Annotated in this window: 20 protein-coding genes and 1 pseudogene; 16 read left to right on the top strand and 5 right to left on the bottom strand. The window is 68.9% G+C overall.

The features are described from left to right. Positions 1–22 precede the first annotated feature (22 nt). Together ACFQZQ_RS00690 and ACFQZQ_RS00685 are read left to right on the top strand one after the other, a co-directional pair. The gene (locus tag ACFQZQ_RS00690; protein ID WP_386810771.1) at positions 23–1,591 is read left to right on the top strand and encodes a DUF4139 domain-containing protein; all 1,569 of its coding nucleotides are present in this window, start codon (positions 23–25) and stop codon (positions 1,589–1,591) included. Beyond that, positions 1,588–2,388 carry an enoyl-CoA hydratase/isomerase family protein gene (locus ACFQZQ_RS00685; RefSeq protein ID WP_386810770.1) on the top strand — a complete coding sequence of 267 codons (801 nt, stop codon included), beginning with the start codon at positions 1,588–1,590 and terminating at the stop codon, positions 2,386–2,388. Before ACFQZQ_RS00690 ends, ACFQZQ_RS00685 begins: the two co-directional genes overlap by 4 nt. 82 nt (positions 2,389–2,470) lie before the next feature. On the opposite strand, the gene ACFQZQ_RS00680 is transcribed toward ACFQZQ_RS00685, so the two are convergent. The 4 genes and pseudogenes from ACFQZQ_RS00680 to ACFQZQ_RS00665 all read right to left on the bottom strand — a co-directional run bounded on the left by ACFQZQ_RS00680 (position 2,471) and on the right by ACFQZQ_RS00665 (position 6,476). Then, positions 2,471–3,796: a substrate-binding domain-containing protein gene (locus ACFQZQ_RS00680; protein WP_386810769.1), complete on the bottom strand. Its 1,326-nt coding sequence runs from the start codon at positions 3,794–3,796 to the stop codon at positions 2,471–2,473. A gap of 101 nt (positions 3,797–3,897) precedes the next feature. Next, positions 3,898–4,746: a sulfurtransferase gene (locus ACFQZQ_RS00675; RefSeq protein WP_386810768.1), complete on the bottom strand. Its 849-nt coding sequence runs from the start codon at positions 4,744–4,746 to the stop codon at positions 3,898–3,900. Continuing rightward, positions 4,743–5,542, bottom strand: a pseudogene (locus ACFQZQ_RS00670) (NUDIX hydrolase). The gene ACFQZQ_RS00675 and the pseudogene ACFQZQ_RS00670 overlap by 4 nt, the downstream one beginning before the upstream one ends. A 247-nt stretch (positions 5,543–5,789) precedes the next feature. Beyond that, complete coding sequence (locus ACFQZQ_RS00665) at positions 5,790–6,476, bottom strand: FKBP-type peptidyl-prolyl cis-trans isomerase N-terminal domain-containing protein (protein WP_386810767.1); 687 nt, start codon at positions 6,474–6,476, stop codon at positions 5,790–5,792. A gap of 204 nt (positions 6,477–6,680) precedes the next feature. Here ACFQZQ_RS00665 and ACFQZQ_RS00660 point away from each other — a divergent pair, with 204 nt between their 5' ends. From ACFQZQ_RS00660 to rnt, 14 genes are all read left to right on the top strand, one after another. After that, positions 6,681–7,484, top strand: a complete 804-nt coding sequence (locus ACFQZQ_RS00660) for an enoyl-CoA hydratase/isomerase family protein (protein WP_386810766.1) — start codon at positions 6,681–6,683, stop codon at positions 7,482–7,484. Next, positions 7,481–7,882: a hypothetical protein gene (locus ACFQZQ_RS00655; RefSeq protein ID WP_386810765.1), complete on the top strand. Its 402-nt coding sequence runs from the start codon at positions 7,481–7,483 to the stop codon at positions 7,880–7,882. Before ACFQZQ_RS00660 ends, ACFQZQ_RS00655 begins: the two co-directional genes overlap by 4 nt. Further along, positions 7,879–8,580 (top strand): endonuclease III, encoded by a 702-nt coding sequence (gene nth / locus ACFQZQ_RS00650; protein ID WP_386810764.1) that lies wholly within the window; start codon positions 7,879–7,881, stop codon positions 8,578–8,580. The genes ACFQZQ_RS00655 and nth overlap by 4 nt, the downstream gene beginning before the upstream one ends. A gap of 111 nt (positions 8,581–8,691) precedes the next feature. After that, complete coding sequence (locus tag ACFQZQ_RS00645; RefSeq protein WP_386810763.1) at positions 8,692–9,966, top strand: OprO/OprP family phosphate-selective porin; 1,275 nt, start codon at positions 8,692–8,694, stop codon at positions 9,964–9,966. Between the two features lie 372 nt (positions 9,967–10,338). Next, complete coding sequence (gene pstS / locus ACFQZQ_RS00640) at positions 10,339–11,358, top strand: phosphate ABC transporter substrate-binding protein PstS (RefSeq protein WP_386810762.1); 1,020 nt, start codon at positions 10,339–10,341, stop codon at positions 11,356–11,358. Positions 11,359–12,024: 666 nt separating this feature from the next. Then, a complete protein-coding gene (gene pstS, locus ACFQZQ_RS00635) occupies positions 12,025–13,119 on the top strand; it encodes a phosphate ABC transporter substrate-binding protein PstS (RefSeq protein ID WP_386810761.1) in 1,095 nt (364 codons plus the stop codon). Between the two features lie 265 nt (positions 13,120–13,384). Next, on the top strand, positions 13,385–14,356 hold the full coding sequence (gene pstC / locus ACFQZQ_RS00630; RefSeq protein ID WP_386810760.1) for a phosphate ABC transporter permease subunit PstC: 972 nt from the start codon (positions 13,385–13,387) through the stop codon (positions 14,354–14,356). Continuing rightward, complete coding sequence (gene pstA / locus ACFQZQ_RS00625) at positions 14,356–15,207, top strand: phosphate ABC transporter permease PstA (RefSeq protein ID WP_386810759.1); 852 nt, start codon at positions 14,356–14,358, stop codon at positions 15,205–15,207. Before pstC ends, pstA begins: the two co-directional genes overlap by 1 nt. Positions 15,208–15,241: 34 nt before the next feature. Then, positions 15,242–16,057 carry a phosphate ABC transporter ATP-binding protein PstB gene (pstB, locus tag ACFQZQ_RS00620; RefSeq protein WP_386810758.1) on the top strand — a complete coding sequence of 272 codons (816 nt, stop codon included), beginning with the start codon at positions 15,242–15,244 and terminating at the stop codon, positions 16,055–16,057. 152 nt (positions 16,058–16,209) lie between these two features. Further along, positions 16,210–16,920, top strand: coding sequence for a phosphate signaling complex protein PhoU (gene phoU / locus ACFQZQ_RS00615; RefSeq protein WP_386810757.1), 711 nt, complete (start codon positions 16,210–16,212; stop codon positions 16,918–16,920). A gap of 491 nt (positions 16,921–17,411) precedes the next feature. Next, a complete protein-coding gene (locus ACFQZQ_RS00610) occupies positions 17,412–17,870 on the top strand; it encodes an HvfA family oxazolone/thioamide-modified RiPP metallophore (protein WP_386810756.1) in 459 nt (152 codons plus the stop codon). A 108-nt stretch (positions 17,871–17,978) separates the two neighbouring features. Continuing rightward, positions 17,979–18,863: an HvfB family MNIO-type RiPP peptide maturase gene (locus ACFQZQ_RS00605; protein WP_386810755.1), complete on the top strand. Its 885-nt coding sequence runs from the start codon at positions 17,979–17,981 to the stop codon at positions 18,861–18,863. Next, positions 18,850–19,686, top strand: a complete 837-nt coding sequence (locus tag ACFQZQ_RS00600) for an HvfC family RiPP maturation protein (protein WP_386810754.1) — start codon at positions 18,850–18,852, stop codon at positions 19,684–19,686. The genes ACFQZQ_RS00605 and ACFQZQ_RS00600 overlap by 14 nt, the downstream gene beginning before the upstream one ends. A gap of 223 nt (positions 19,687–19,909) precedes the next feature. Further along, the gene (rnt, locus tag ACFQZQ_RS00595) at positions 19,910–20,563 is read left to right on the top strand and encodes a ribonuclease T (RefSeq protein WP_386810753.1); all 654 of its coding nucleotides are present in this window, start codon (positions 19,910–19,912) and stop codon (positions 20,561–20,563) included. A gap of 121 nt (positions 20,564–20,684) precedes the next feature. Here rnt and sugE read toward each other — a convergent pair whose 3' ends face one another. After that, positions 20,685–21,002: a quaternary ammonium compound efflux SMR transporter SugE gene (gene sugE, locus ACFQZQ_RS00590; protein ID WP_386810752.1), complete on the bottom strand. Its 318-nt coding sequence runs from the start codon at positions 21,000–21,002 to the stop codon at positions 20,685–20,687. Positions 21,003–21,226 lie beyond the last annotated feature (224 nt).

The following is a 21,226-nucleotide window of genomic DNA, read 5'->3' as shown; positions in this document are numbered from 1 at the left end:
CAGGCCGGGAGCGGAGTTCGCGATGCATGGGTTGTCGACGCAACGTCTGTCGCTGATCGCCATCGCCTGCACGCTGATGGCGTGCAAGCCGCCCGAGTCACCTGCACCAACCGCGACATCCGCCGCGCCCCCCGCGCCGCTGGCCACCCCGGCCGATCCGAAGCCGGACACAGGCGCCGGCGTCACCGCGTTGACGATCTACAGCGGCGACTACGACGCGCTCGCGCAGATCGAACGCCCCGGCACCGACATGCCCGGCTATGCGCTGGTCGAGCAACCGCTGCACTACGCGCTCAAGGCCGGCCCCAACACCATCGCCACCACCCGCGTCGCACCGGCGATGGACGTCGAGGCGGCGCTGCTGCGCGCGCACACCTCCGGCATCGTGATCGAGGGCCAGCGCTACCTCCCCGCGCCGAGCGGTTCGCAGGACGTGCTGGCCACCGCGATCGGCCGCAAGATCGCGGTCGAGCACACCTCCGGCAACGCCAAGCAGACCGACAGCGGCGTGCTGCTCGCCGCCGACGGCGGCCTGACCCTCGCACTCGCCGACGGCCGCACCAAGCTGATTCGCGAGTACGACAGCTTCAGCATGGTCGATGGCGACGACGCGCTGCCGCGGCAGGCGGCGTTGCAATGGACCGTGCGCGCGCAACGCGCCGGCGATGCCGCGTTCGTGCTGGCGTATCCGATGGGCGGTATGGCGTGGCGCGCCGAGTATCTGGCCACCCTGGCCAAGGGCGACGCCTGCCAGCTCGCGCTCGACGGCGCGGCGCTGGTCAGCAACCGCGCCGGCATCACCTTCGACGCCGCCAAGCTCACCCTGGTCGCGGGCGCGCCCAACCGCGTGCGCCGCGCACGCGACGGCTTCGCCGCGGGCAACCACTCCTACGCCGGGGACGCCGCCCAGACCGCCGCGCCGGTGCCGGTCGAACGCAGTTCGGGCGAGTACCACGCCTACGAACTGCCGCGCGCCACCCGCGTCGCGCAGGGCAGCACCGAGCGCGTGCCCCTGTTCGCACCGCGGCCGACGATCGCCTGCGAACGGGCCTACGTGGTCGACGCCGACATCCCGCAGTGGCTGCCGCCGCAGCCGGTGCTGGAGCCGTCGTTCCGCGGCCAGACCGGCGCGCTACCGGTCAATGCCACGGTCTCGCTGGCCAACACCGCTTCGGCCGGCCTGGGCCAGCCGCTGCCGGCGGGGCGCGTGCGCGTGTTCGACGGCAGCGATTTCCTGGGCGAGTCCGCGCTCGAGCACACCGCGCAGGGCGCGGAGATCCGGCTCGAGGTCGGCAAGGCCTTCGACCTGGGCGCGCAGCGCGAAAACACCGCCTTCCACATCGACCGCGCCGGCCGTACCGTCACCGAGTCGTTCGCGATCAAGCTCAGCAACGCCAAGCCGACTCCCGTGACCGTGCGCGTGATCGAACCGCTGCCACGCTGGAGCGACTGGCAGGTCACCGCCAGCAGCGTGCCGGCGACCAAGAAGGACGCGCGCCACGCGCAGTTCGACGTCGCGGTGCCGGCCGCCGGCGAAACCACCCTCACCTACACCGTCCGCTACCGCTGGGCCAAGGACCTGAAGCCATGAACCAAGCCGCACCCCACCGCGTCGCCAGTTGCGTGGACACCATCGATCACGGCGGCATCGTCGAACTCAGGCTCGCGCGCGCGCCGGTCAACGCGCTCGATCCGGCGTTGTGCAACGGATTGCGCGCCGCGCTGGACGATGCGATCGCGTCCGGCGCGCAGGGCGTGGTGCTGTCGGGCGGGCCGAAGGTGTTCTCCGCCGGGCTCGATGTGCCCTACCTGCTGTCGCTGGGCGACGACCGCCATGCGTTGATGGCGGCCTGGGAAGCGTTCTTCGATGCCGCGATGGCGCTGGCCGCCGCGCCGGTGCCGGTGGTCGCGGCGATCGGCGGGCATGCCCCCGCCGGCGGCTGCGTGCTGGCGCTGTGCTGCGACTACCGGGTGATGGCGCGCAGCGACGAACCCGAACGGCCGTTCCGCATCGGCCTCAACGAAACCCAGGTCGGCCTGGTCGCACCCGAAGGCATCCAGCGCCTGCTGCGACGCGTGGTCGGCCCGTACCGCGCCGAGCGCCTGCTGGTGGCCGGCGAGATGCTCGACAGCGGGCAGGCGCTGCACGTGGGCCTGGTCGACGAGCAGGTCGCGCTCGACGAGGTCGGCGCGCGCGCGCGCGAATGGCTGGCCCAGCTGCTGGCGTTGCCGCGGGCGGCGATGCTGCGCACCCGCGCGATTGCCCGCGCCGAAGTGATCGAAGCCCTGCAGCCGCAGCACATCCAGCTCGATCGTTTCATCGAGGCCTGGTATGCCGCCGACACCCAGGACGCCTTGCGCGCGATGATGGCCAAGCTGGGCAAGTAACCGGCGTCGACGTCGCTGCGCGCGACAGCGACGTCGTGGGCCGTACCACTTGCGCTGCGTCAGCCGATTCGCACCAACGCGCTCACAACACCCACACCTCCACGCGCTCGTTGCGGAAGCGCGCGCCAGCCTGCGCCGCTTCCGCCAGCGGTCGCGCCGTGCCCAGTCCGTGGGCGCTGCGCACGCGGACCCCGCGCTCCTGCAGGTAGCCGGCGACGATGTCGGCGCGGTCATTGCTGATCAACGTCGACACCAGCGCGCCGCCCGCCTCGCGGTTGCCGAACGCGACCAGCACCGCGTGCTTGCCGCGGTTGCCCGGCAATCGCATGTACGCAGCCACGCGATCGAGGTCGTAGGCGGTGCGGCTGTCGAAGATCGACTGGCTGCTGGCTAGGTTGAAGCGCAGGCTCAGCGGCAGTCGCTGCGCGCCGGCGACCAGTTGCGTGTACTGCGCGCTGGCCCGTGGCGCGGGCGATTGCGGCGCCGGTCGCAGCATCACCGCGAAATGGTTGGCGACGGCCACCGCTTCCTGCGCGCGCCGCGTGACCGTGTGCAGTGCGAAGCTGCGCCCCAGCGCTGACATCAGCTGGCCGCCGTACAGGCTGTACCGACGCAGCAGCGGGTAGTCCTCGCTGAGGATGTTGATCGGGGTGGGATAGACCGCCAGCCCGCCGTGGCTGATCGCCAGCGGACGCGCGCGTCCGGGCACGCGCGAACGCAGTGGCACGATGCCGATCGACCCGGGATCCGAAGCGACGCCGCTGGCGACGCGGACATTGCCCTGCGCGCTGCTGCCGTAGGCCGCGCCGGCCATCACCGCTTCGGCGAAGAATTCGCCGCTGGCGCTGCGTGGGTTGCCGAGCAGCGGCCGGATCGGCAGGTCCGGCCCGCCCAGTTGCTTCCAGTTGCGGATCTGGCCGGCGTAGATCGCGCGCAGTTGCGCGATGCCCAGCTGCCGCACCGGGTTGCTGGCGTGCACCACTGCGGTGACGCCGTCGACCGCGACTACGAATTCCTGGTCGGGCGAACCCAGGTCGCCAAGCTGCCAGGCCGCGTCGAGCTCTTCGGCGTTCGGGCGTCGCGCCATCATCGCCAGTTCGGTGTTGCCTTCGATCAGGTCGGCGATCCCGGACGCGGACCCGCGCTTGTCGATCTCGACGATCAGCGGCGTGCCGTCGCGTTGCGCGTGGATCTCCAGCCGGCTTGCACCTCGGGCGCGTTCGCTGACGTCCTCGTAGCCGGCCGCCTGCAACCACGACTTGACCAGCGCCGGCACCAGCCGTTCGCCCATGGTGTTGGAGCCGTGGATGCGCAGGCGCTCGGTGTTGGCGTCCTGCGCCAGCGATGGCGCTGCGCACAGGCACAGCAGGCACGCCGCGAGTGCGGCGTGCAGTTTGATGGTGAACATGGATTCCCCCCGAATGATCGCGGGAATCGTGGACAGCTTGCGTTACAGCACCATGACCCGGCGCCGCGCGAAAGCAGCGACGCCAAGCGATTCTCACGAACTCACTCGCCGCGCGCGATCGGCCGATGCTCGTCGTCGATCCAGCCGCTCCACGAGCCGGTGAACAACTTCGCGCCATGCAGGCCGGCATGCTCCATCGCCAGCAGGTGGTGGCACGCGGTCACGCCCGAGCCGCACATCGCCACGACATCGTCCGCCTCGTGCGTGCCGAGAATCGCGGCGAACTCGGCGGCCAGTTCCTCGCGTGGCTTGAAGCGCCCATCGCGCAGGTTGTCGGCATACGGGCGGTTGCGCGCGCCGGGCACGTGGCCGGCGACGCGGTCGAGCGGCTCGACCTCGCCGCGGAAGCGTTCGCCGGCGCGCGCGTCGAGCAGCATGCCGCCGTCGGCCAGGTGCGCCTGCACCGCCGCCGCATCGAGCAGGCGGTGGCCGTCAAACTGCGCCGCGTAGGACGTCGGCGTCGGCGCGGGCACGACGGATTCGACCGGCAGATCCAGCCCATTCCAGCGTGCCAGGCCGCCGTCGAGCACCGCGACGGCTTCGTGCCGCAGCGCGCGCAGCAGGAACCACAGGCGCGCGGCAGCGAGCGCACCGTCGCCAGCGTCATAGGCCACGACCTGGTGCGCCGGGGTGATGCCCCAGCGTCCGAGCACGGCGGTGAAGTCGGCCGCGTCGGGCCACGGGTGGCGGCCGGCGTGCGGTTTGCGGTGGTCGGACAGGTCGCGGTCGAGGTCCGCGAAGCGCGCGCCGGGAATGTGCGCGGCGCGGTACGCCGCTTCGCTGCCGGCGCGGTCGGACAGCAGCGCGCGCGCGTCGACCACGACCAGGTCGTCGCGACCCAACGCGGCGTGCAACTCCTGCGCGGATACCAGCGTGGTCCAGGGTTTCATCGGTGGCCCTCCAGGCGTTGGCGCAGGTTGAACAGCATCGACGCGGTGGCGCCCCAGATGCGCTGCGCCGGGTAGCGGTACTCGAACACCTGGCGCGGTTGGCCACGGTAGTCGAGCGTGTGCGTGGCCAGGTTGTCCGGGTCGAGCAGGAACGCGAGCGGCACCTCGAACACGTCGGCGACTTCGCCCGGGTCGGGATGGGCGACATAATCGACCGCGATCAGCGCCACAACCGGCAGCACCCGGAACCCGGTGATCGTCGCCAGCGGGTCGAGGAAACCCAACGGGGTGATCTGCGCGGGACCAACGCCGATCTCCTCACCGGTTTCGCGCATCGCGGCGGTGACCGCGTCGCGGTCGGACGGCTCGATGCGTCCGCCCGGGAAACTGACCTGGCCACCATGGTGGCGCAGGCCGTCGGTGCGGCGGGTCAGCAGCACCTGGGTGCCGTCGGCGCGCGGCACCAGGCCGACCAGCACCGCGGCGTCGCTGAGCACGGCCTCGGGCAGCAGCAGGTCGGCGAGCTCGGCAAGGTTCCAGCCCGGCCCGGGCGGCGGCGCCGAGAGCGGATGCAGCGCGGCGGCGAACTGGCGCGGGTCGGGCAGCATCGCGGTCAACCCACGCGCGACTGGCGTTCCGGCAGTACGGTTTCCATCAGCCGCAGGCGCTCGTCGTCGTTCATCTGCGACCAGCGCGCGATCTCAGCGGTGGTGCGGTGGCAGCCTTCGCACAGGCCCGCGGCATCCAGGGAACAGATGCCGATGCAGGGACTGAGGATGGCGCGGTAAGGGGTCATGGCACGACGGTACGGAAGAGGGGTGGATATGACAACGCCGGCGCGGGGCCGGCGTTGGGTGGTGCGTGTTGCATGTCGCGATCGACTGCTGCTTTCGCTCGTCATCCCCGCGCAGGCGGGGATCCAGCGACTTTGCCATTGACGTTGCGCTTGCAAGCAAGAGCAACGTCGCTGGATCCCCGATAGGAGCACTCGGGGATGACGTTTCGGCAAGGCCGATCGCGCTGTGCGCGAGCCGGCCGAAACGTCACTTGACGCTGACGAGCTTGATCTCGAACTGCACCGCCACGTTCGGCGGGAACGGCGTGCGCGGGTCGGCGCCGTAGGCCTTGTCGGCCGGCAGCGTGACTTCCCACTTCGAGCCGGCCGGCATCTGCAGCAGCACTTCGCGCATCGCGGGCATTTCGATCTCGCTGACCTTCACCGCCTGGATCGGCTGCGCCGGACGCGCCTGCGCCGGGCGCTCGCCCCACGCATAAGGGCCGGCCACTTCGAGCTGCACGGTGTTGGCCTGGCTCGGCTTGGCGCCGTTGCCGGCTTCGATCACGCGGTACTGCACGCCGCTGGGCAGCGCCTTGACGCCGGCCTTGGCCTTGTTCTGCGCCACGAAGCTGTCGCTCTTGGTCTTGTTGGTCGCCGCGGCCTTGTCCCAATCGGCCTTGGCCTTGGCCTGCTGGCGCTTCTGCATGTTCTGCACGGCGGTGCGCAGCTGGTCGACCGGCACGGTCGGCTGCTTCTTGCCGTAGCCGTCCTGCAGGCCCTTGATGATGGTGTTCACATCGACCTGCTCGCCGCTTTCGCTGGCGTTGCGGCCGAGGTCGTAACCGAGCGCGTAGCTCAGCTTGCCCTTTTCCGACGAGGTGTCCTGCGCGACGGCGTTGCCGGCGGTCAGAGCCAGGGCCGCGATGGCGACGGCAATCAAACGCAACTTCATTCGGTGAAACCTCCGGGAGCTTGGCGGGACGACTGGTGGCCCCGCCGGGATGCGCGTCGGTCGACAGCCCCGAGCAGCGCGCTAGGATAGCGGCGCCACGGCTTAACCGCCACTGACGCCAACCGCTCTGACAACGTGCCCTCGGCAGAGTTCCGCGTCCCCCGAAACCTTCCGTTCATCCCCTTCAGGCCTGAGCCCGACGCCATGTCCGCAGCCCCGTCCGACACCCCACCCTCGCCCGTCACGACCACCGACCGCGGCGCCGTCCGCGTGATCACGGTCAACCGCCCCGACAAGCTGAACGCACTCAACGCGGCCACCCTCGACGCCCTGCACGAGGCCTTCGATGCCGCGGCCGCGGCGCCATCGGTGCGCGTCGTGGTGCTGACCGGCGCCGGTGCGAAGGCCTTCGTCGCCGGCGCCGACATCGCCGAGATGAACGGCTTGACCCCGGTGCAAGGGCGCGACTTCTCGCTGCGCGGGCAGCGCATGATGCGCCGGGTCGAGAAGATGCCCAAGCCGGTGATCGCGATGGTGAATGGCTTCGCGCTCGGTGGCGGCATGGAGCTGGCGATGTGCTGCCACCTGCGGATCGCCGCCGACAGCGCCAAGCTCGGCCAGCCGGAGATCAACCTCGGCCTGATTCCCGGCTTCGGCGGCACCCAGCGCCTGCTGCGCCTGGCCGGCCGCGCCGCGACCCTGGAGCTGTGTCTGGTCGGCGCGCCGATCGACGCGGCGCGGGCGCGCGAACTGGGCATCGTCAACCGCGTGGTGGCCAGCGACGAACTCGAAGCCGAGACCATGAAGCTCGCCGAGCAGCTCGCCAACGCCGCGCCGCTCGCGCTGCGCGGCATGCTCGACTGCATCAACGTCGGCGGCGAGTGCGGGATCGAGGAGGGCCTCGAATACGAATCGGCGCAGTTCGGCCTGATGTTCTCGACCGACGACATGCGCGAAGGCACCGGCGCGTTCCTCGAACGCCGCAAGCCGGTCTTCAGCGGCGCATGAGCGATGCCCTGCCCTGCGCCGGTTGCGATTGTCGCGACGGCGCCGGCGCATCCGCGCACGCTATCGTCGCGGCGCTGGCCGACGACGACCTCGACCGTGCGATCGAGCTCGGGCTGCTGGCGGTGGAGGCCTGCCCGGCGTGCAATCCGGCTTGCAGCGCCCACCTGCTCGCGGCCCGCGAGGCGCGCCGCACCGCGCTGGCCGCGCGCGAACGCTACCGCGCGCGCAACGCCCGACTGCAGCGCCGTGCCGCCGAGCGCGCCGCGCAACGCGCAACCCCGGCCCCCGCCGCTGCCTCGGTCGATACCGATGCCGCGCCCCGGCCCGCGCTGCCGCCGGCGGCCGCGGCCGCGCTCGCCCGCGCCAAGGCCAAGGCCGCCGGCCCCGCCAAGCCGTGAGTCCCGGCGCCCGCACCCGGTTGCCGAAGCGCCGCGGCAAGCTCAGCCGCGCCGAAGCCGAAGAACTGTTCGCCCGGCTGCAGGCACTCAACCCCAAGCCGGCCACCGAACTGGAATACAGCAGCCCCTACGAGCTGCTCGTGGCGGTAACCCTGTCGGCGCAGGCGACCGACGTCGGCGTCAACAAGGCCACGCGCCGGCTGTTTCCTGTCGCCAACACCCCGCAGGCGATCGCCGCGCTCGGGGTAGAGGGGCTCAAGCCCTACATCGCCACGATCGGCCTCTACAACACCAAGGCCGCGAACGTGGTCGCGATGGCGCACCAGCTGATCGAGCAACACGGCGGCGAGGTGCCACGCGAGCGCGCCGCGCTCGAGGCGCTGCCCGGGGTTGGCCGCAAGACCGCGAACGTGGTCCTCAACACCGCGTTCGGCGAACCGACCATGGCGGTCGACACCCACATCTTCCGGGTCGCCAACCGCACCGGGCTGGCGCCGGGCAAGACCGTGCGCGCGGTCGAGGACGGCCTGCTGCAGGCGGTGCCGGCGGCCTACCTGCACGACGCCCACCACTGGCTGATCCTGCACGGCCGCTACGTGTGCAAGGCGCGCAAGCCCGACTGCCCGCACTGCGCGATCCGCGATTTGTGTCGGTTCAAGGACAAGACCCCGGGCGAGCCGGACCCGGTCGCGACCTGAATTGCAGGGTTATCGGTCGGTCACGGCGGCGAAATAAGTCAGGCCTGTCACATTTACGCAACTTTCACACCCTAGCCTGCCCGGCATCACTCCACGCCCCAGGGCCCACCGATGAACCTCCGCCGCCACACCCTTTCCGTCGCGCTGCTTGCCGTGCTCATCGCGCCGGCCGCGCACGCCGAAGTCGCGCTCGACGTGATCGCCGACTCCGAAGTCTCCTTCGAGGGCCTGGTCCAGGCCGACTTCAACAAGTTCGACAACGACTTCGCCAACCTCAACGGCGATGCGCTGGACGGCAGCGACGCCGACCAGGAACTGCGCCGCGCCGAGATCGTGCTCAAGGGCAAGGGCCCGGGCAACTTCGAGTGGGTGCTGGGCTACGACGCCAAGGCCGACAAGTACCTGGACGTCAACGCCAAGTACAAGCTCGGCGGCAACGGCAACCACTTCGTGCAGCTGGGCCAGTTCAAGCAGCCCAACAGCCTGGAAGAGCTGTCCTCGACCAAGAACAACGACTTCATCTCCAAGGCGCTGGTCACCAACACCTTCGGCGTGGCCCGCCGCCTCGGCGCCGCCTACCGCTTCGGCGACGTCAACTGGGGCGTGACCACCAGCTACTTCGGTCGCGAGATGACCCGCAACCTTGCCCACGGCAGCGGCTTCGGCGCGCGCGGCAACTGGGCGCCGATCAACGAGACCGGCAACGTGCTGCACTTCGGCCTGTCCTACGTCGACTACGACACCGACGCCGACACCCTGCGCCTGCGCGCGCGCCCGAACGCCGACCTCGCCGGCCAGCGCATCGTCGACACCGGCAACATGACCAACGCCGACCGCCAGGCCACCATCGGCGGCGAAGCGATGTGGATCAGCGGCCCGTTCAAGCTGCAGACCGAGTACATGCAGGCCAGCGTGGACCGCTACAACAACGGCAACCCGCGCCAGTCGAACGACTTCGACGCCAGCAGCGGCTACGTCAGCGGCCTGTGGAACATCACCGGCGAGTCCTGGGGTTACAAGGACGGCGTGCCGACCACCCCGCTGCCCAACAACCCGGGTTCGGGCATGTGGCAGCTCGGCCTGCGCTACGACACGATCGACCTCAACGACGGCAACGCCATCCCGGGCGCCACCCCGACCGCGGCTTCGCTCGTCAACGGCGTGCTCGGCGGCGAGATGGACACCTGGACCGTCGGCGTCAACTGGTACTGGCGCTCGAACTTCAAGTTCATGCTGAACTACGTCAAGGTCGACAGCTCGCGTTACTTCATCCGCACCCCGGCCGCGCCGTACGCCGCGCTGCCGGCCAACAACAACATGCTGGTCAACCGCGAAGTCGACGACAACCCGAGCATCCTCGAAGCGCGCGTGCAGTTCTACTGGTAAGCCCCGCTCTCCCTCTCTCTCTCTCTTGATGCATCCATTGAGGGCGCGGCGAAAGCCGCGCCTTTTTTTTGCGCCACGTCCGGCCCCCCTCTGCAAAAAGAGGGGAGCGGATCCACAGGCATCCGGATTCCCCCCTTTGAAAAAGGGGGGCCAGGGGGGATTTGCTCTTGCTCTGCTCCTGGGGCAGCAACAGCCACGGCAACAACCAAGGCCAATCTCCCCCAACCCCTCTTTTCCAAAGAGGGGAGCCGATCGGCCTCGAATCCGAGCGCTGTCACCGACCTGTCATTTACCCGACGCGCGGGTGTCATCCCACCGTTATGAAATGCACCCCGGGCGGGCTACGCCCGTCGTCTTTCCAGGAGCCCATCAGTGTTCAAGTCGATCCAATTCCGCCTCGCCGCCCTCGCCATCGCGACCGCGTGCGGCGCCAGCGCGCAGGCCGCCGACGTCACCGGCGCCGGCGCCTCGTTCGTCTACCCGGTCATGTCCAAGTGGTCGGCCGACTACGCCAAGGCCTCCAAGAAGCGCGTCAACTACCAGTCGATCGGTTCCGGTGGCGGCATCGCCCAGATCAAGGCCGGCACCGTCGACTTCGGTTCGTCCGACGCCCCGCTCAAGCCCGAGGAGCTGGCCAAGCACGGCCTGGCCCAGTTCCCGTCGGTGATCGGCGGCGTGGTGCCGGTGATCAACGTGCCGGGCGTGCCCGCCGGCGCGATGAAGCTGGACGGCGCAACCCTGGGCAACATCTTCCTGGGCAAGATCAAGATGTGGAACGACCCGGCGATCGTCGCCCTCAACGGCGGCGTCAAGCTGCCGGCCAAGAAGATCACCGTCGTGCACCGCTCCGACGGCTCGGGCACCACCTTCAACTTCGTCAACTACCTGTCCAAGGTCAACCCGGAGTGGAAGGCCAAGGTCGGCGAAGGCACCGCCGTGAAGTGGCCGGTCGGCATCGGCGGCAAGGGCAACGAGGGCGTGGCCGCGTACGTCAAGCAGATCAGCGGCGGCATCGGTTACGTCGAGCTGTCCTACGCGCTGCAGAACAAGATGTCGTACTCGCGCCTGAAGAACCCGGCCGGCAACTTCGTGCTGCCCTCGGACGAGACCTTCCAGGCCGCCGCCGCCAGCGCGCAGTGGGCCGACGCCAAGGACTTCTACCTGGTGATGACCAATGCCCCCGGCGCGAACTCCTGGCCGATCACCGCGACCAACTTCATCCTGATGTACAAGCAGCCCAAGAACGCCGCCGGCGCCAAGCAGGCCAAGGAATTCTTCCGCTGGGTGTACGCCAACGGCGACGCGCAGGCCAAGAAGCTCGACTACGTGCCGCTGCCCGACGCGCTGGTGACCCAGATCGAGGGTTACTGGAAGGCGAACATGGCGTACTGAGCCGCCGGCTCGGTGTTGCTGGGAAAACGGGCCTTCGGGCCCGTTTTTCGTGGTCGACGCCGGCGCGGCGGCGGCCACCCGGATTCGTCGCTGCAGGTTGTCGGTCGCGGCGATCTGCGCGATTGATTCGGAGCCGCGACCCGCCGTTTTCCGCGCGGGTACGGCTGGTTCCGGGCTCGCGCCACGGTGTTGCGCCGGTGAGCCATTGATCCGGGCTCGCGAGCCACAGTTTCCCGACCGTACGCCGCCGTTTTCCGGTCGCGGGCGAGCGAATTTCAGTGGCGCTTGCGTGATTGGGGGCGGCGCGCGGCCGAATCGCGGTGGCGCTCCACCGATTCTTGGTGGCGTTCCACTGATTTTCGGGGGCACACCACTGATTCTTGGTGGCGCTCCGCCGTTTTTTGGTGGCACTCCACTGTTATTCGGCGGCGCTCCACCATTTTCGGGTGGCACTCCACCGATTGCGGGCGACTCGCCGCCGTCTTTTGGCCGCGCATGACCGTATTTGGGGCGCGGACGGGGGCTCGGGCCCGGCGTCGGCCGCCAGCCGGCGGGAGAAGGGCCCTATGACAGTCCGGCCCGCCCCGTGTCATCGCCGTGTAACAAAAACATCATTTCATAGCGCCATCCGCTGGCCCCCGGCCAGCCTTCGTCATGGAGTCACGCATGAAGAGCACGGCCCGCATCGCCGCCCTGTCCCTCGCCCTGGCCCTCGCGGTCAGCGCCTGCAAGCCGGGCACCGACACCCCGGCGCCTGCCGCGGACGGCACCGCCGCCGCCCCGACCGCCACCGCCCCGGCCGGCGACAAGGTCGCCGCCGAGATCACCGGCGCCGGCGCGACCTTCATCTACCCGCTGCTGTCGAAGTGGTCGGACGAGTACCACAAGGCGACAGGCAACAAGATCAACTACCAGTCGATCGGTTCCGGCGGCGGCATCGCCCAGATCAAGGCCGCCACGGTCGATTTCGGTTCCACCGACAAGCCCCTGCCGAGCGAGGAACTCGCCACCGCCGGCCTGGGCCAGTTCCCGTCGGCGATCGGCGGCGTGGTGCCGGTGGTCAACGTCGCGGGCGTCACCGCCGGCGAGCTGCGCCTGAGCGGCCCGCTGCTGGCCGACATCTACCTGGGCACGGTGGCCAAGTGGAACGACCCGGCGATTGCCGCGCTGAACCCGGGCGTGACCCTGCCCGACAGCAAGATCAACGTGGTCAAGCGCTCGGACGGCTCCGGCACCACCTTCAACTTCGTCAACTACCTGTCCAAGGTCAGCCCGGCGTGGAAGGCCAAGGTCGGCGAAGGCACCTCGGTCAACTGGCCGACCGGCATCGGCGGCAAGGGCAACGAGGGCGTGGCCTCGTACGTCAAGCAGATCAAGGGTTCGATCGGCTACGTCGAGCTGGCCTACGCCACCGAGAACGGCATGGCCCACGCGCAGATGCAGAACGCGGCCGGCAACTGGGTGCAGCCGAGCATCGCCGCGTTCCAGGCCGCGGCCGCGACCGCCGACTGGAAGAACGCCAAGGACTTCAACCTGGTGATCACCAACGCGCCCGGCGCCGAAGCCTGGCCGATCACCGCGACCAATTTCATCCTGATGTACAAGCAGCCCAAGGACGCCCAGCGCTCGAAGGACGCGCTGGCGTTCTTCAAGTGGTCGCTGGCCAATGGCCAGGCGCAGGCACAGGCGCTGCACTACGTGCCGCTGCCGGCCGAGCTGGTGTCGCAGGTCGAGGCGTACTGGGCGACGGAGTTCAAGTGACGCATTGGCCCGTGCGCGAAGCGCACGGCGTTGCCAATGCGTCATCCCCGCGCAGGCGGGGATCCATGGACGTTGTTGTTGTCTTTGCTGTTGGCGAAGAACCAAGTCCATGGATTCCCGCCTGCGCGGGAATGACGAGCTAAGAACCAAGTCCCTGGATGTTCGGCTCCGCCGAAGTAAAGCGGAGCCTGCTTTCGCAGGAATGACGAGCAAAAACGAGACGAGCGAAGCGACAAGACAAGCCAATGCAGAGCACTCCGCCCCGATGAACGCCACCACCCTTCCCCTCCGCGCCAGCAGCAGTCGCGACGTCAAGGACGCGCGCGCCGATCGCGGTTTCCGCTGGCTGGTCACCGGCGCCGGCCTGCTGGTGCTGGTCTCGCTCGGCGCGGCCGCGCTGTCGATGCTGTGGGGCGGGCGCGAGGCGTTCGCCAAGTTCGGCCTCAGCTTCCTGTGGTCGGACGTCTGGGATCCGGTCGGCCAGCAGTTCGGCGCGCTGGTGCCGATCTACGGCACCGTGGTCACCGCCGTGATCGCGATGATCATCGCGGTGCCGGTCAGCTTCGGTATCGCGATGTTCCTGACCGAGATCGCGCCGAAGTGGCTGCGCGGGCCGATCGGTTCGGCGATCGAACTGCTCGCCGGCATCCCCTCGATCATCTACGGCATGTGGGGCCTGTTCGTGCTGGTGCCGGTGCTGAGCGAGCACGTCTACCCCTGGGTCGACGAGAACCTCGGCCAGTTGCCGCTGGTCGGCAGCCTGTTCGCCGGCCCGCCGCTGGGCCTGGGCATGGGCACCGCCGGCCTGGTGCTGGCGATCATGGTGATCCCGTTCATCGCCTCGGTGATGCGCGAGGTGTTCCTGACCGTGCCCGGCCGCCTCAAGGAATCGGCCTACGCGCTGGGTTCGACGCGCTGGGAAGTGGTCTGGGACATCATGCTGCCGTACACGCGTTCGGCGGTGATCGGCGGCATCTTCCTCGGCCTGGGCCGCGCGCTCGGCGAGACCATGGCGGTGACCTTCGTGCTCGGCAACGCGCACGAGCTCACCACCTCGCTGCTGATGCCGGGCAACTCGATCGCCGCGACGATCGCCAATGAATTCGCCGAGGCCGATTCGGAGATGTACCGCTCCTCGCTGATCGCGCTGGGCTTCGTGCTGTTCCTGGTGACGTTCGTGGTGCTGGCCGCGGCGCGCCTGATGCTGCGGCAACTGTCCAAGCGGGAGGGCTCCTGATGAGTGCGTCGCTGTACGGCATGCGCCGTTTCAAGAACCTGCTCGCGCAGACGCTCGCCGTCGCGGCGACGATCTTCGGCCTGTTCTGGCTGGTGTGGATCATCTGGACCACGCTGAGCAAGGGCATCGCCTCGATCAACCTCGACCTGTTCACGCAGATGACGCCGCCGCCCGGCGACGAGGGCGGCATGCTCAATGCGTTCTTCGGCAGCGCGGTGATGAGCCTGCTCGGCATCGTGATCGGCGCGCCGATCGGCGTGCTCGCCGGCACCTTCCTGGCCGAGTACTCGCAGAAGTCCTGGATCGGCGAGACCGTGCGTTTCGTCAACGACATCCTGCTGTCGGCGCCGTCGATTGTCTTGGGCCTGTTCGTGTACACCCTGGTGGTGGCGCAGATGGGGCATTTCTCGGCGCTCGCCGGTGGCATCGCGCTGGCGTTCATCGTGCTGCCGGTGGTGGTGCGCACCACCGACGAGATGCTGCAGCTGGTTCCGGTGCAGATGCGCGAGGCGGCGCTGTCGCTGGGCGTGCCGCAGTGGAAGGTGACGATGCAGGTGCTGTACCGCTCGGCGCTGCCGGGCATCATCACCGGCATCCTGCTCGCCCTGGCCCGCATCTCCGGCGAGACCGCACCGCTGCTGTTCACCGCGCTCAACAACCAGTACTGGACCACCGACATCCTGGCACCGATGGCGAACGTGCCGGTGGTGATCTTCCAGTACGCGATGAGCCCGTACGAAAGCTGGCACACGCTGGCCTGGGCCGGTGCGTTCATGCTCACCGTGTTCGTGCTGTGCGTGAGCCTGCTGGCGCGCATGATCGTCCTGCGCAACAGGATCAGCCATGACTGACCTCTCAACCATTTCCGTTGTCCGGACCCCGGCCATGAATGACACCCGCATCACCGTCGCCACCCCGGAGCGCAGCGTCGCACCGGCGGCGTCAGCCCCCGTCAAGCTCGCCGCGCGCGGACTCGACTTCCACTACGACAAGTTCCGCGCGCTCAAGAGCATCAACCTGGAGATCCCCGAGAAGCGCGTGACCGCGCTGATCGGGCCGTCGGGCTGTGGCAAGTCGACCCTGCTGCGGATCTTTAACCGCATCTACGCGCTGTACCCCAAGCAGGTCGCCAGCGGCGAGGTGCTGCTCGACGGCGAGAACATCCTCGACGCCAAGTACCCGATGAATCGGCTGCGCAGCAAGGTCGGCATGGTGTTCCAGAAGCCGGTGCCGTTCCCGATGACGATCTTCGAGAACGTCGCTTACGGCATCCGCCACCACGAGAACCTCTCCAAGGCCGAGATGAACGTGCGCGTGGAAGACGCGCTGCGCCAGGCCGCGCTGTGGGACGAGGTCAAGGACAAGATGGGCCAGAGCGCGCTCGGCCTGTCCGGCGGCCAGCAGCAGCGCCTGTGCATCGCGCGTGCGGTGGCGCTGCGCCCGGACGTGCTGCTGCTCGACGAGCCGACCTCGGCGCTCGACCCGATCTCGACCAGCCGCATCGAGCAGCTGATCGCCGAACTGAAGAACGACTACACGATCGCGATCGTGACCCACAACATGCAGCAGGCCGCGCGCGTGTCCGACTACACCGCCTTCATGTACCTGGGCGACCTGGTCGAGCACGGCCAGACCGGCACCATCTTCTCGAACCCGTCCAAGCAGCAGACCGAGGACTACATCACCGGTCGGTTTGGGTGAGGGACCGCGCTTAGCCGATGCCCTATCGGCATCGGCTGCGGTACCGAACGCCCGGCCATGGATGGCCGGGCCGGACTGTCCGGAGAGGGCGAGGGATCGCCATGGAAGGCTGCGAAGATCCGCCTAGGAACGCGTAACAGGACAACCAACACATGGGCACCAACATGCACGACCACATCGTCAAGAGCTACGACCAGGAACAGCATCGCCTGCTGGAAGAAACCCTGCGCATGGGCGAGATGGCCGCGTCGCAGCTGCAGGCCGCGCTGGATGTCGTGCAGCGGCGCGACGACAAGGCCGCCGAACGCATCATCGCCAACGACGAGGCGATCGATGCGCTCGAGCAGGAGATCAGCCACGACGTGATGAAGCTGGCGCTGCGCGGGCCGATGGCGCGCGACCTGCGCGAGATACTCGCAGCGATCCGCATCGCCTCCGACATCGAGCGGATCGGCGACTACGCCGCCAACGTCGCCAAGCGCTCGACCGCGCTCAACCTGTCGCCGCCGCTGCCGCACATCGCCGGCCTGCACGCGCTGGGCACCTTGGCGGTGCAGCAGCTGCGCGACGTGCTGGCCGCGTACCGGATCAACGACATCGAGGCCGCCCAGCGCGTGCGCGCCCGCGACGCCGAGATCGACACCGCCTATACCGGCCTGTTCCGCGAGCTGCTGACCTACATGATGGAAGACGCGCGCAGCATCACGCCGTGCACGCACCTGCTGTTCATGGCCAAGAACATCGAGCGGATCGGCGACCACGCCACCAACATCGCCGAGAACGTGTGGTTCCTGGTCAAGGGCGACGAGCTGCTGCCGCCGCGCGACAAGCGCGACGAGACCAACACCACCGCCGCGCCCTGAGCGGCGGCCGGGCCGCCATCAGGGCGATCCGAACCGAGGCACCGCCACCCAGACGGTCTGCAACCGGGGCGCCGCCATCGAGGCGGCCCGAAATTGGGCAGTACCGACCGAAGCGCGCGGCGCGGCCTGGACGCGTCGCCAAACTGAACAACCACTGACTCCAGCGCGGCTTGCCGCATCCGTCTGTCGGCTTTGCCCGAACTCCCCAACTGATGGCGGGTGTGCCTGTCCACCAGGCGCGCCATCCTTGGAACTGGAGGCCAGGAGCGGCATGAAGAACCCATTCACCATCCCGTGCGGCCCCCGCGACGCGTCCCGCTTCGCGCCCGGCCTTGGGCGCGCGGCTTTGCGCCGACCTCCCGGCTGCTCTTTCGCGCCCGTGCCGATTCCCAGCCCGCGCTAATGGAACCGTACCCGCGGTCCGTTACCATCGGCCCGCGTGCTAATCGCACCACTCCCCGCAGTCCCCCTAGAAACCCAGGAGCACGACCATGTCCAAGCAATCCAGCAAGCCGGTTTCGTTGATCGTCACTGCCGCCCTCGTCGGTGGCCTGGGCCTGTCGGCCTCCGCGTTCGCGATGAGCGACCTCAGCCAGGGCTATCTGCTCAGCGCCGGCGAAGCGCACGCCCACGCTGACAAAACCAAGGCCGGTGAAGGCAAGTGCGGTGAAGGCAAGTGCGGTGAAGGCAAGTGCGGCATGGACAAGATGGATACCGACAAGGACGGCCGCATCTCGCAGGCCGAGTTCGGCGCCGCCCACGACGGCGACACCAGCAAGTTCGCCGCGCACGACCCGAACCAGGACGGTTTCATCAGCGCCGAAGAGATGAAGACGCACAAGGAAGGCAAGTGCGGTGAAGGCAAGTGCGGCGCCGACAAGAAAGCCGGTGACAAGAAGGCCGACATGGAAGGCAAGTGCGGCGAAGGCAAGTGCGGTGGCATGGCCTGAGTTAGTAGCACGCTGACCGGTAGTCGATTCCGCTCGTGGTCACGCACCATGGGCGGAATCGACCGCCGACGCGATTGATGGACGCCCTCGCCCGCACCGATGCCGACCATGAGCGAACCGCGCGCCCTGCCCCCTGACGCCGTCGGCCTTGGCCTGCGGCGCGCGCTGCTCGATCCGCTGCAGGCGGCCACGCCGGATGCGCAGGGCCGGCAGGATTTCGACTTCCTCGAATGCGCGCCGGAGAACTGGATCGGCGTCGGCGGGCGTTTCGGCGAGGCGCTGGCCGACCTCAGCGCGCGCCATCCGCTGGTCTGCCACGGGCTGTCGCTGTCGCTGGGCGGTTGCGCGCCGCTCGACCAGACGTTGCTTCTCCGCGTGCGTCGCTTCCTCGAGCAGCACCGCGTCGCGTTCTACAGCGAGCACCTGAGCTACTGCAGCGACGACGGCCAGCTTTACGACCTGCTGCCGATCCCGTTCACCGAGGAGGCGGTGCACCACGTCGCCGCGCGCATCCGCCAGGCCCAGGACATCGTCGGCCGCCGCATCGCGGTCGAGAACGCCTCGTACTACGCCGCCCCGCACCAGGAAATGAGCGAGATCGAGTTCACCAACGCGGTGCTGGCCGAAGCCGACTGCGACCTGCTGCTCGATGTCAACAACGTCTACGTCAACGCGATCAACCACGGTTACGACGCCCACGAGTTCCTTGCGCGCCTGCCCGGCCAGCGCATTGCCTATGTCCATGTCGCCGGCCACTACGACGAGGCCGACGACCTCAAGGTCGACACCCACGGCGCACCGGTGAAGGACGCGGTGTGGGCGCTGCTGGGCGAGGCCTACCGCCGCTTCGGCGCGCGCCCCACCTTGCTGGAACGCGACTTCAACTTCCCGCCCTACGCCGAACTGGTGCGCGAGCTGGGCAAGGTGCGGCGGCTGCTACGCGAGAACTCTCTCACCCACGCCGCGCGCGATCCGCACCATGCCCGCGCCTGATCCGCCGCTCCCGGCCCCGCCGCCGGCGCGCCTGCGCGAGCAGCAGTTCGAACTGACCCACCACCTGCGCGACCCGGGGGCGAACGCCGCGCCGCCGGGGATCGAGGACCGGCGCCTAGCGATCTACCGCGACCTGCTGTTCAACAACATCCAGGACCTGCTTGCCGCCAATTTCCCGGTGATCCGCCAGCTGCTCGGCGACGAACGCTGGCCGCAGCTGGTGCGCAGCTTCTACCGCGAGCACCGCTGCCAGACGCCGCTGTTTACGCAGATCGCGCGCGAGTTCCTGCGTTTCCTCGAGACGCACGAGGACGCGGCGCCCGATCTGCCGTTCCTGGCCGAACTGGCGCACTACGAATGGGTCGAGCTGGCGCTGCAGATTTCCGAGGCCAGCACCGCCGATGTCGACCATGACCCGGACGGCGACCTGCTCGAAGCGGCACCCCTGGTGTCGCCGTTGGCCTGGCCGCTGGCCTACCAATGGCCCGTGCATCGGCTCGGCCCCGACCACGCGCCGCCGAGTCCACCGGAAACGCCGACATTGCTGCTGTTGCGGCGCGAGCCCGATGGCAACGTGCGATTCTCCGAGCTGAGCCCGCTGGCCTTCCGGCTGCTGCAACGCCTGGGCGAGGCGCCGGAGCTCAGCGGTCGCGCGCAACTGCAAGCGCTGGCGCTGGAAGCCGGCTCGGCCGAAGTGGCCGCTTTCCTCGAACAGGGCGGCGCCCTGCTTGAACAGATGCGCGCCAGCGGCGTGATCCTGGGGACGCTCTCCGTCGCACGCGAATCGCCGCCGGCCCCCAACGCGACTTCATCCGGGACGTAAGTCCGAGCAACTCGGAGCGCTCTTGCAGATCCGAGCAGCCCGGATCCCTCTTGGAGATCCGAGCCTGCTCGGATCGCTCATTGCATGGTCAAGAACGATCCGAGCTGGCTCGGATCTACAACACCGCATGCCGGCCCAGGCCGAGGGCAGGATTCCTTTGCCGCCGCACGCGGGCGATGCCGACCCGAGCCGGCCGTCCGCCCACGTCTGCTAGGCTTTTGCGATGTACAACCCCGATCCAGACCCCGCCGCGGGCCCTGCGCCGACCCTCGCCAGCCGTTTCCGCGGCTACCTGCCGGTGGTCGTCGACGTCGAGACCGGCGGCTTCGACTGGAACAGGCACGCCCTGCTCGAGATCGCGGTGCTGCCGATCGACCTGGACGGCGACGGCCAGCTGATCCTCGGCGCCGGTGCCAGTGCCCACGTGGTGCCGGCCCCGGGCCTGGCGATCGATCCGAAGTCGCTGGAGATCACCGGCATCGACGTCGACCACCCGTTCCGCGACGCCAAGCCCGAGCGCCAGGCGCTCGACGCGGTGTTCGCGCCGGTGCGCGAGGCCTGCAAGAAGCACGGCTGCCAGCGCGCGATCCTGGTCGGGCACAACGCCCATTTCGACCTCAACTTCCTCAACGCGGCGGTTACCCGCTGCGCCCACAAGCGCAACCCGTTCCACCCCTTCAGCGTGTTCGACACCGTGACCCTGGCCGGCGTCGCCTACGGCCAGACCGTGCTCGCGCGCGCGGTGCAGGCCGCCGGTTTCGAGTGGAACGCTTCGGAGGCGCACTCGGCGGTGTACGACACCGAACGCACCGCGCAGCTGTTCTGCAAGATCGTCAACGGCTGGCCGCGGCCGATGGGCGCCGCGCCGATCACCTGATCGGCGTAGGGCGGGTTTCAACCCGCCGTTGCCATGCCGGCGTCGCGGCGTACCGGATGCCGCTGCGAAACTGCGATTCCTCGCGAGCCCGGGCGGCGAGACGGCGGGTTGAAAACCCGCCCTACGGCGTCGCCAGCTTCAGGCCGACCAGTCCGGCGACGATCAACGCCACGCTGCCGATGCGCAGCGCGTTGAGTGGCTCGTCGAACAGCACGATGCCGAGGATCACGGTGCCGACCGCGCCGACCCCGACCCAGATCGCGTAGGCGGTGCCGACCGGCAGCGACTTCATCGCGATGCCGAGCAGGCCGAGGCTGATCGCCATCGCCGCGACCGTGCCAACCGTCGGCCAGAGTTTCGTGAAGCCGTCGGTGTACTTGAGGCCGATCGCCCAGCCGACTTCGAACAGGCCGGCGAGTACCAGGATGATCCAGGGCATGGCGCGTCTCCTTATCCAGAATGGGGCCGTCCCCGAACGAGATTGGAGCGGCGGGCTCGTCCCGCTTCCGGTTGTGTTGTGAAGTCCCTCTCCCCTTGGGAAAGGGGTTGGGGTGAGGGTTCGGCGGAGCTGTGGGCGCTGAACCTCAATGGCGCTACCCACATGTACGAGCGATCAGGCTGACGTGATTCCAAGCAGGCTCACCCTCTGCTGCTTCGCCGAAC

Source organism: Lysobacter koreensis (assembly GCF_042677045.1).
Classification (GTDB): Bacteria; Pseudomonadota; Gammaproteobacteria; order Xanthomonadales; family Xanthomonadaceae; genus Lysobacter_K; species Lysobacter_K koreensis.
Note: the sequence above shows the minus strand (reverse complement) of the source record. Positions and strands in the feature narration are given on the sequence as shown.

Coding starts and splice junctions, on each gene's coding strand:
- rnt (WP_386810753.1), top strand. CDS start 19,910: ATGTACAACCCCGATCCAGACCCCGCCGCGGGCCCTGCGCCGACCCTC.
- pstS (WP_386810761.1), top strand. CDS start 12,025: ATGAAGAGCACGGCCCGCATCGCCGCCCTGTCCCTCGCCCTGGCCCTC.
- pstC (WP_386810760.1), top strand. CDS start 13,385: ATGAACGCCACCACCCTTCCCCTCCGCGCCAGCAGCAGTCGCGACGTC.
- ACFQZQ_RS00605 (WP_386810755.1), top strand. CDS start 17,979: ATGAGCGAACCGCGCGCCCTGCCCCCTGACGCCGTCGGCCTTGGCCTG.
- ACFQZQ_RS00600 (WP_386810754.1), top strand. CDS start 18,850: ATGCCCGCGCCTGATCCGCCGCTCCCGGCCCCGCCGCCGGCGCGCCTG.
- pstA (WP_386810759.1), top strand. CDS start 14,356: ATGAGTGCGTCGCTGTACGGCATGCGCCGTTTCAAGAACCTGCTCGCG.
- ACFQZQ_RS00680 (WP_386810769.1), bottom strand. CDS start 3,796: ATGTTCACCATCAAACTGCACGCCGCACTCGCGGCGTGCCTGCTGTGC.
- pstB (WP_386810758.1), top strand. CDS start 15,242: ATGAATGACACCCGCATCACCGTCGCCACCCCGGAGCGCAGCGTCGCA.
- ACFQZQ_RS00685 (WP_386810770.1), top strand. CDS start 1,588: ATGAACCAAGCCGCACCCCACCGCGTCGCCAGTTGCGTGGACACCATC.
- sugE (WP_386810752.1), bottom strand. CDS start 21,002: ATGCCCTGGATCATCCTGGTACTCGCCGGCCTGTTCGAAGTCGGCTGG.
- ACFQZQ_RS00660 (WP_386810766.1), top strand. CDS start 6,681: ATGTCCGCAGCCCCGTCCGACACCCCACCCTCGCCCGTCACGACCACC.
- ACFQZQ_RS00675 (WP_386810768.1), bottom strand. CDS start 4,746: ATGAAACCCTGGACCACGCTGGTATCCGCGCAGGAGTTGCACGCCGCG.
- phoU (WP_386810757.1), top strand. CDS start 16,210: ATGGGCACCAACATGCACGACCACATCGTCAAGAGCTACGACCAGGAA.
- ACFQZQ_RS00610 (WP_386810756.1), top strand. CDS start 17,412: ATGTCCAAGCAATCCAGCAAGCCGGTTTCGTTGATCGTCACTGCCGCC.
- ACFQZQ_RS00690 (WP_386810771.1), top strand. CDS start 23: ATGCATGGGTTGTCGACGCAACGTCTGTCGCTGATCGCCATCGCCTGC.
- ACFQZQ_RS00665 (WP_386810767.1), bottom strand. CDS start 6,476: ATGAAGTTGCGTTTGATTGCCGTCGCCATCGCGGCCCTGGCTCTGACC.
- ACFQZQ_RS00655 (WP_386810765.1), top strand. CDS start 7,481: ATGAGCGATGCCCTGCCCTGCGCCGGTTGCGATTGTCGCGACGGCGCC.
- ACFQZQ_RS00645 (WP_386810763.1), top strand. CDS start 8,692: ATGAACCTCCGCCGCCACACCCTTTCCGTCGCGCTGCTTGCCGTGCTC.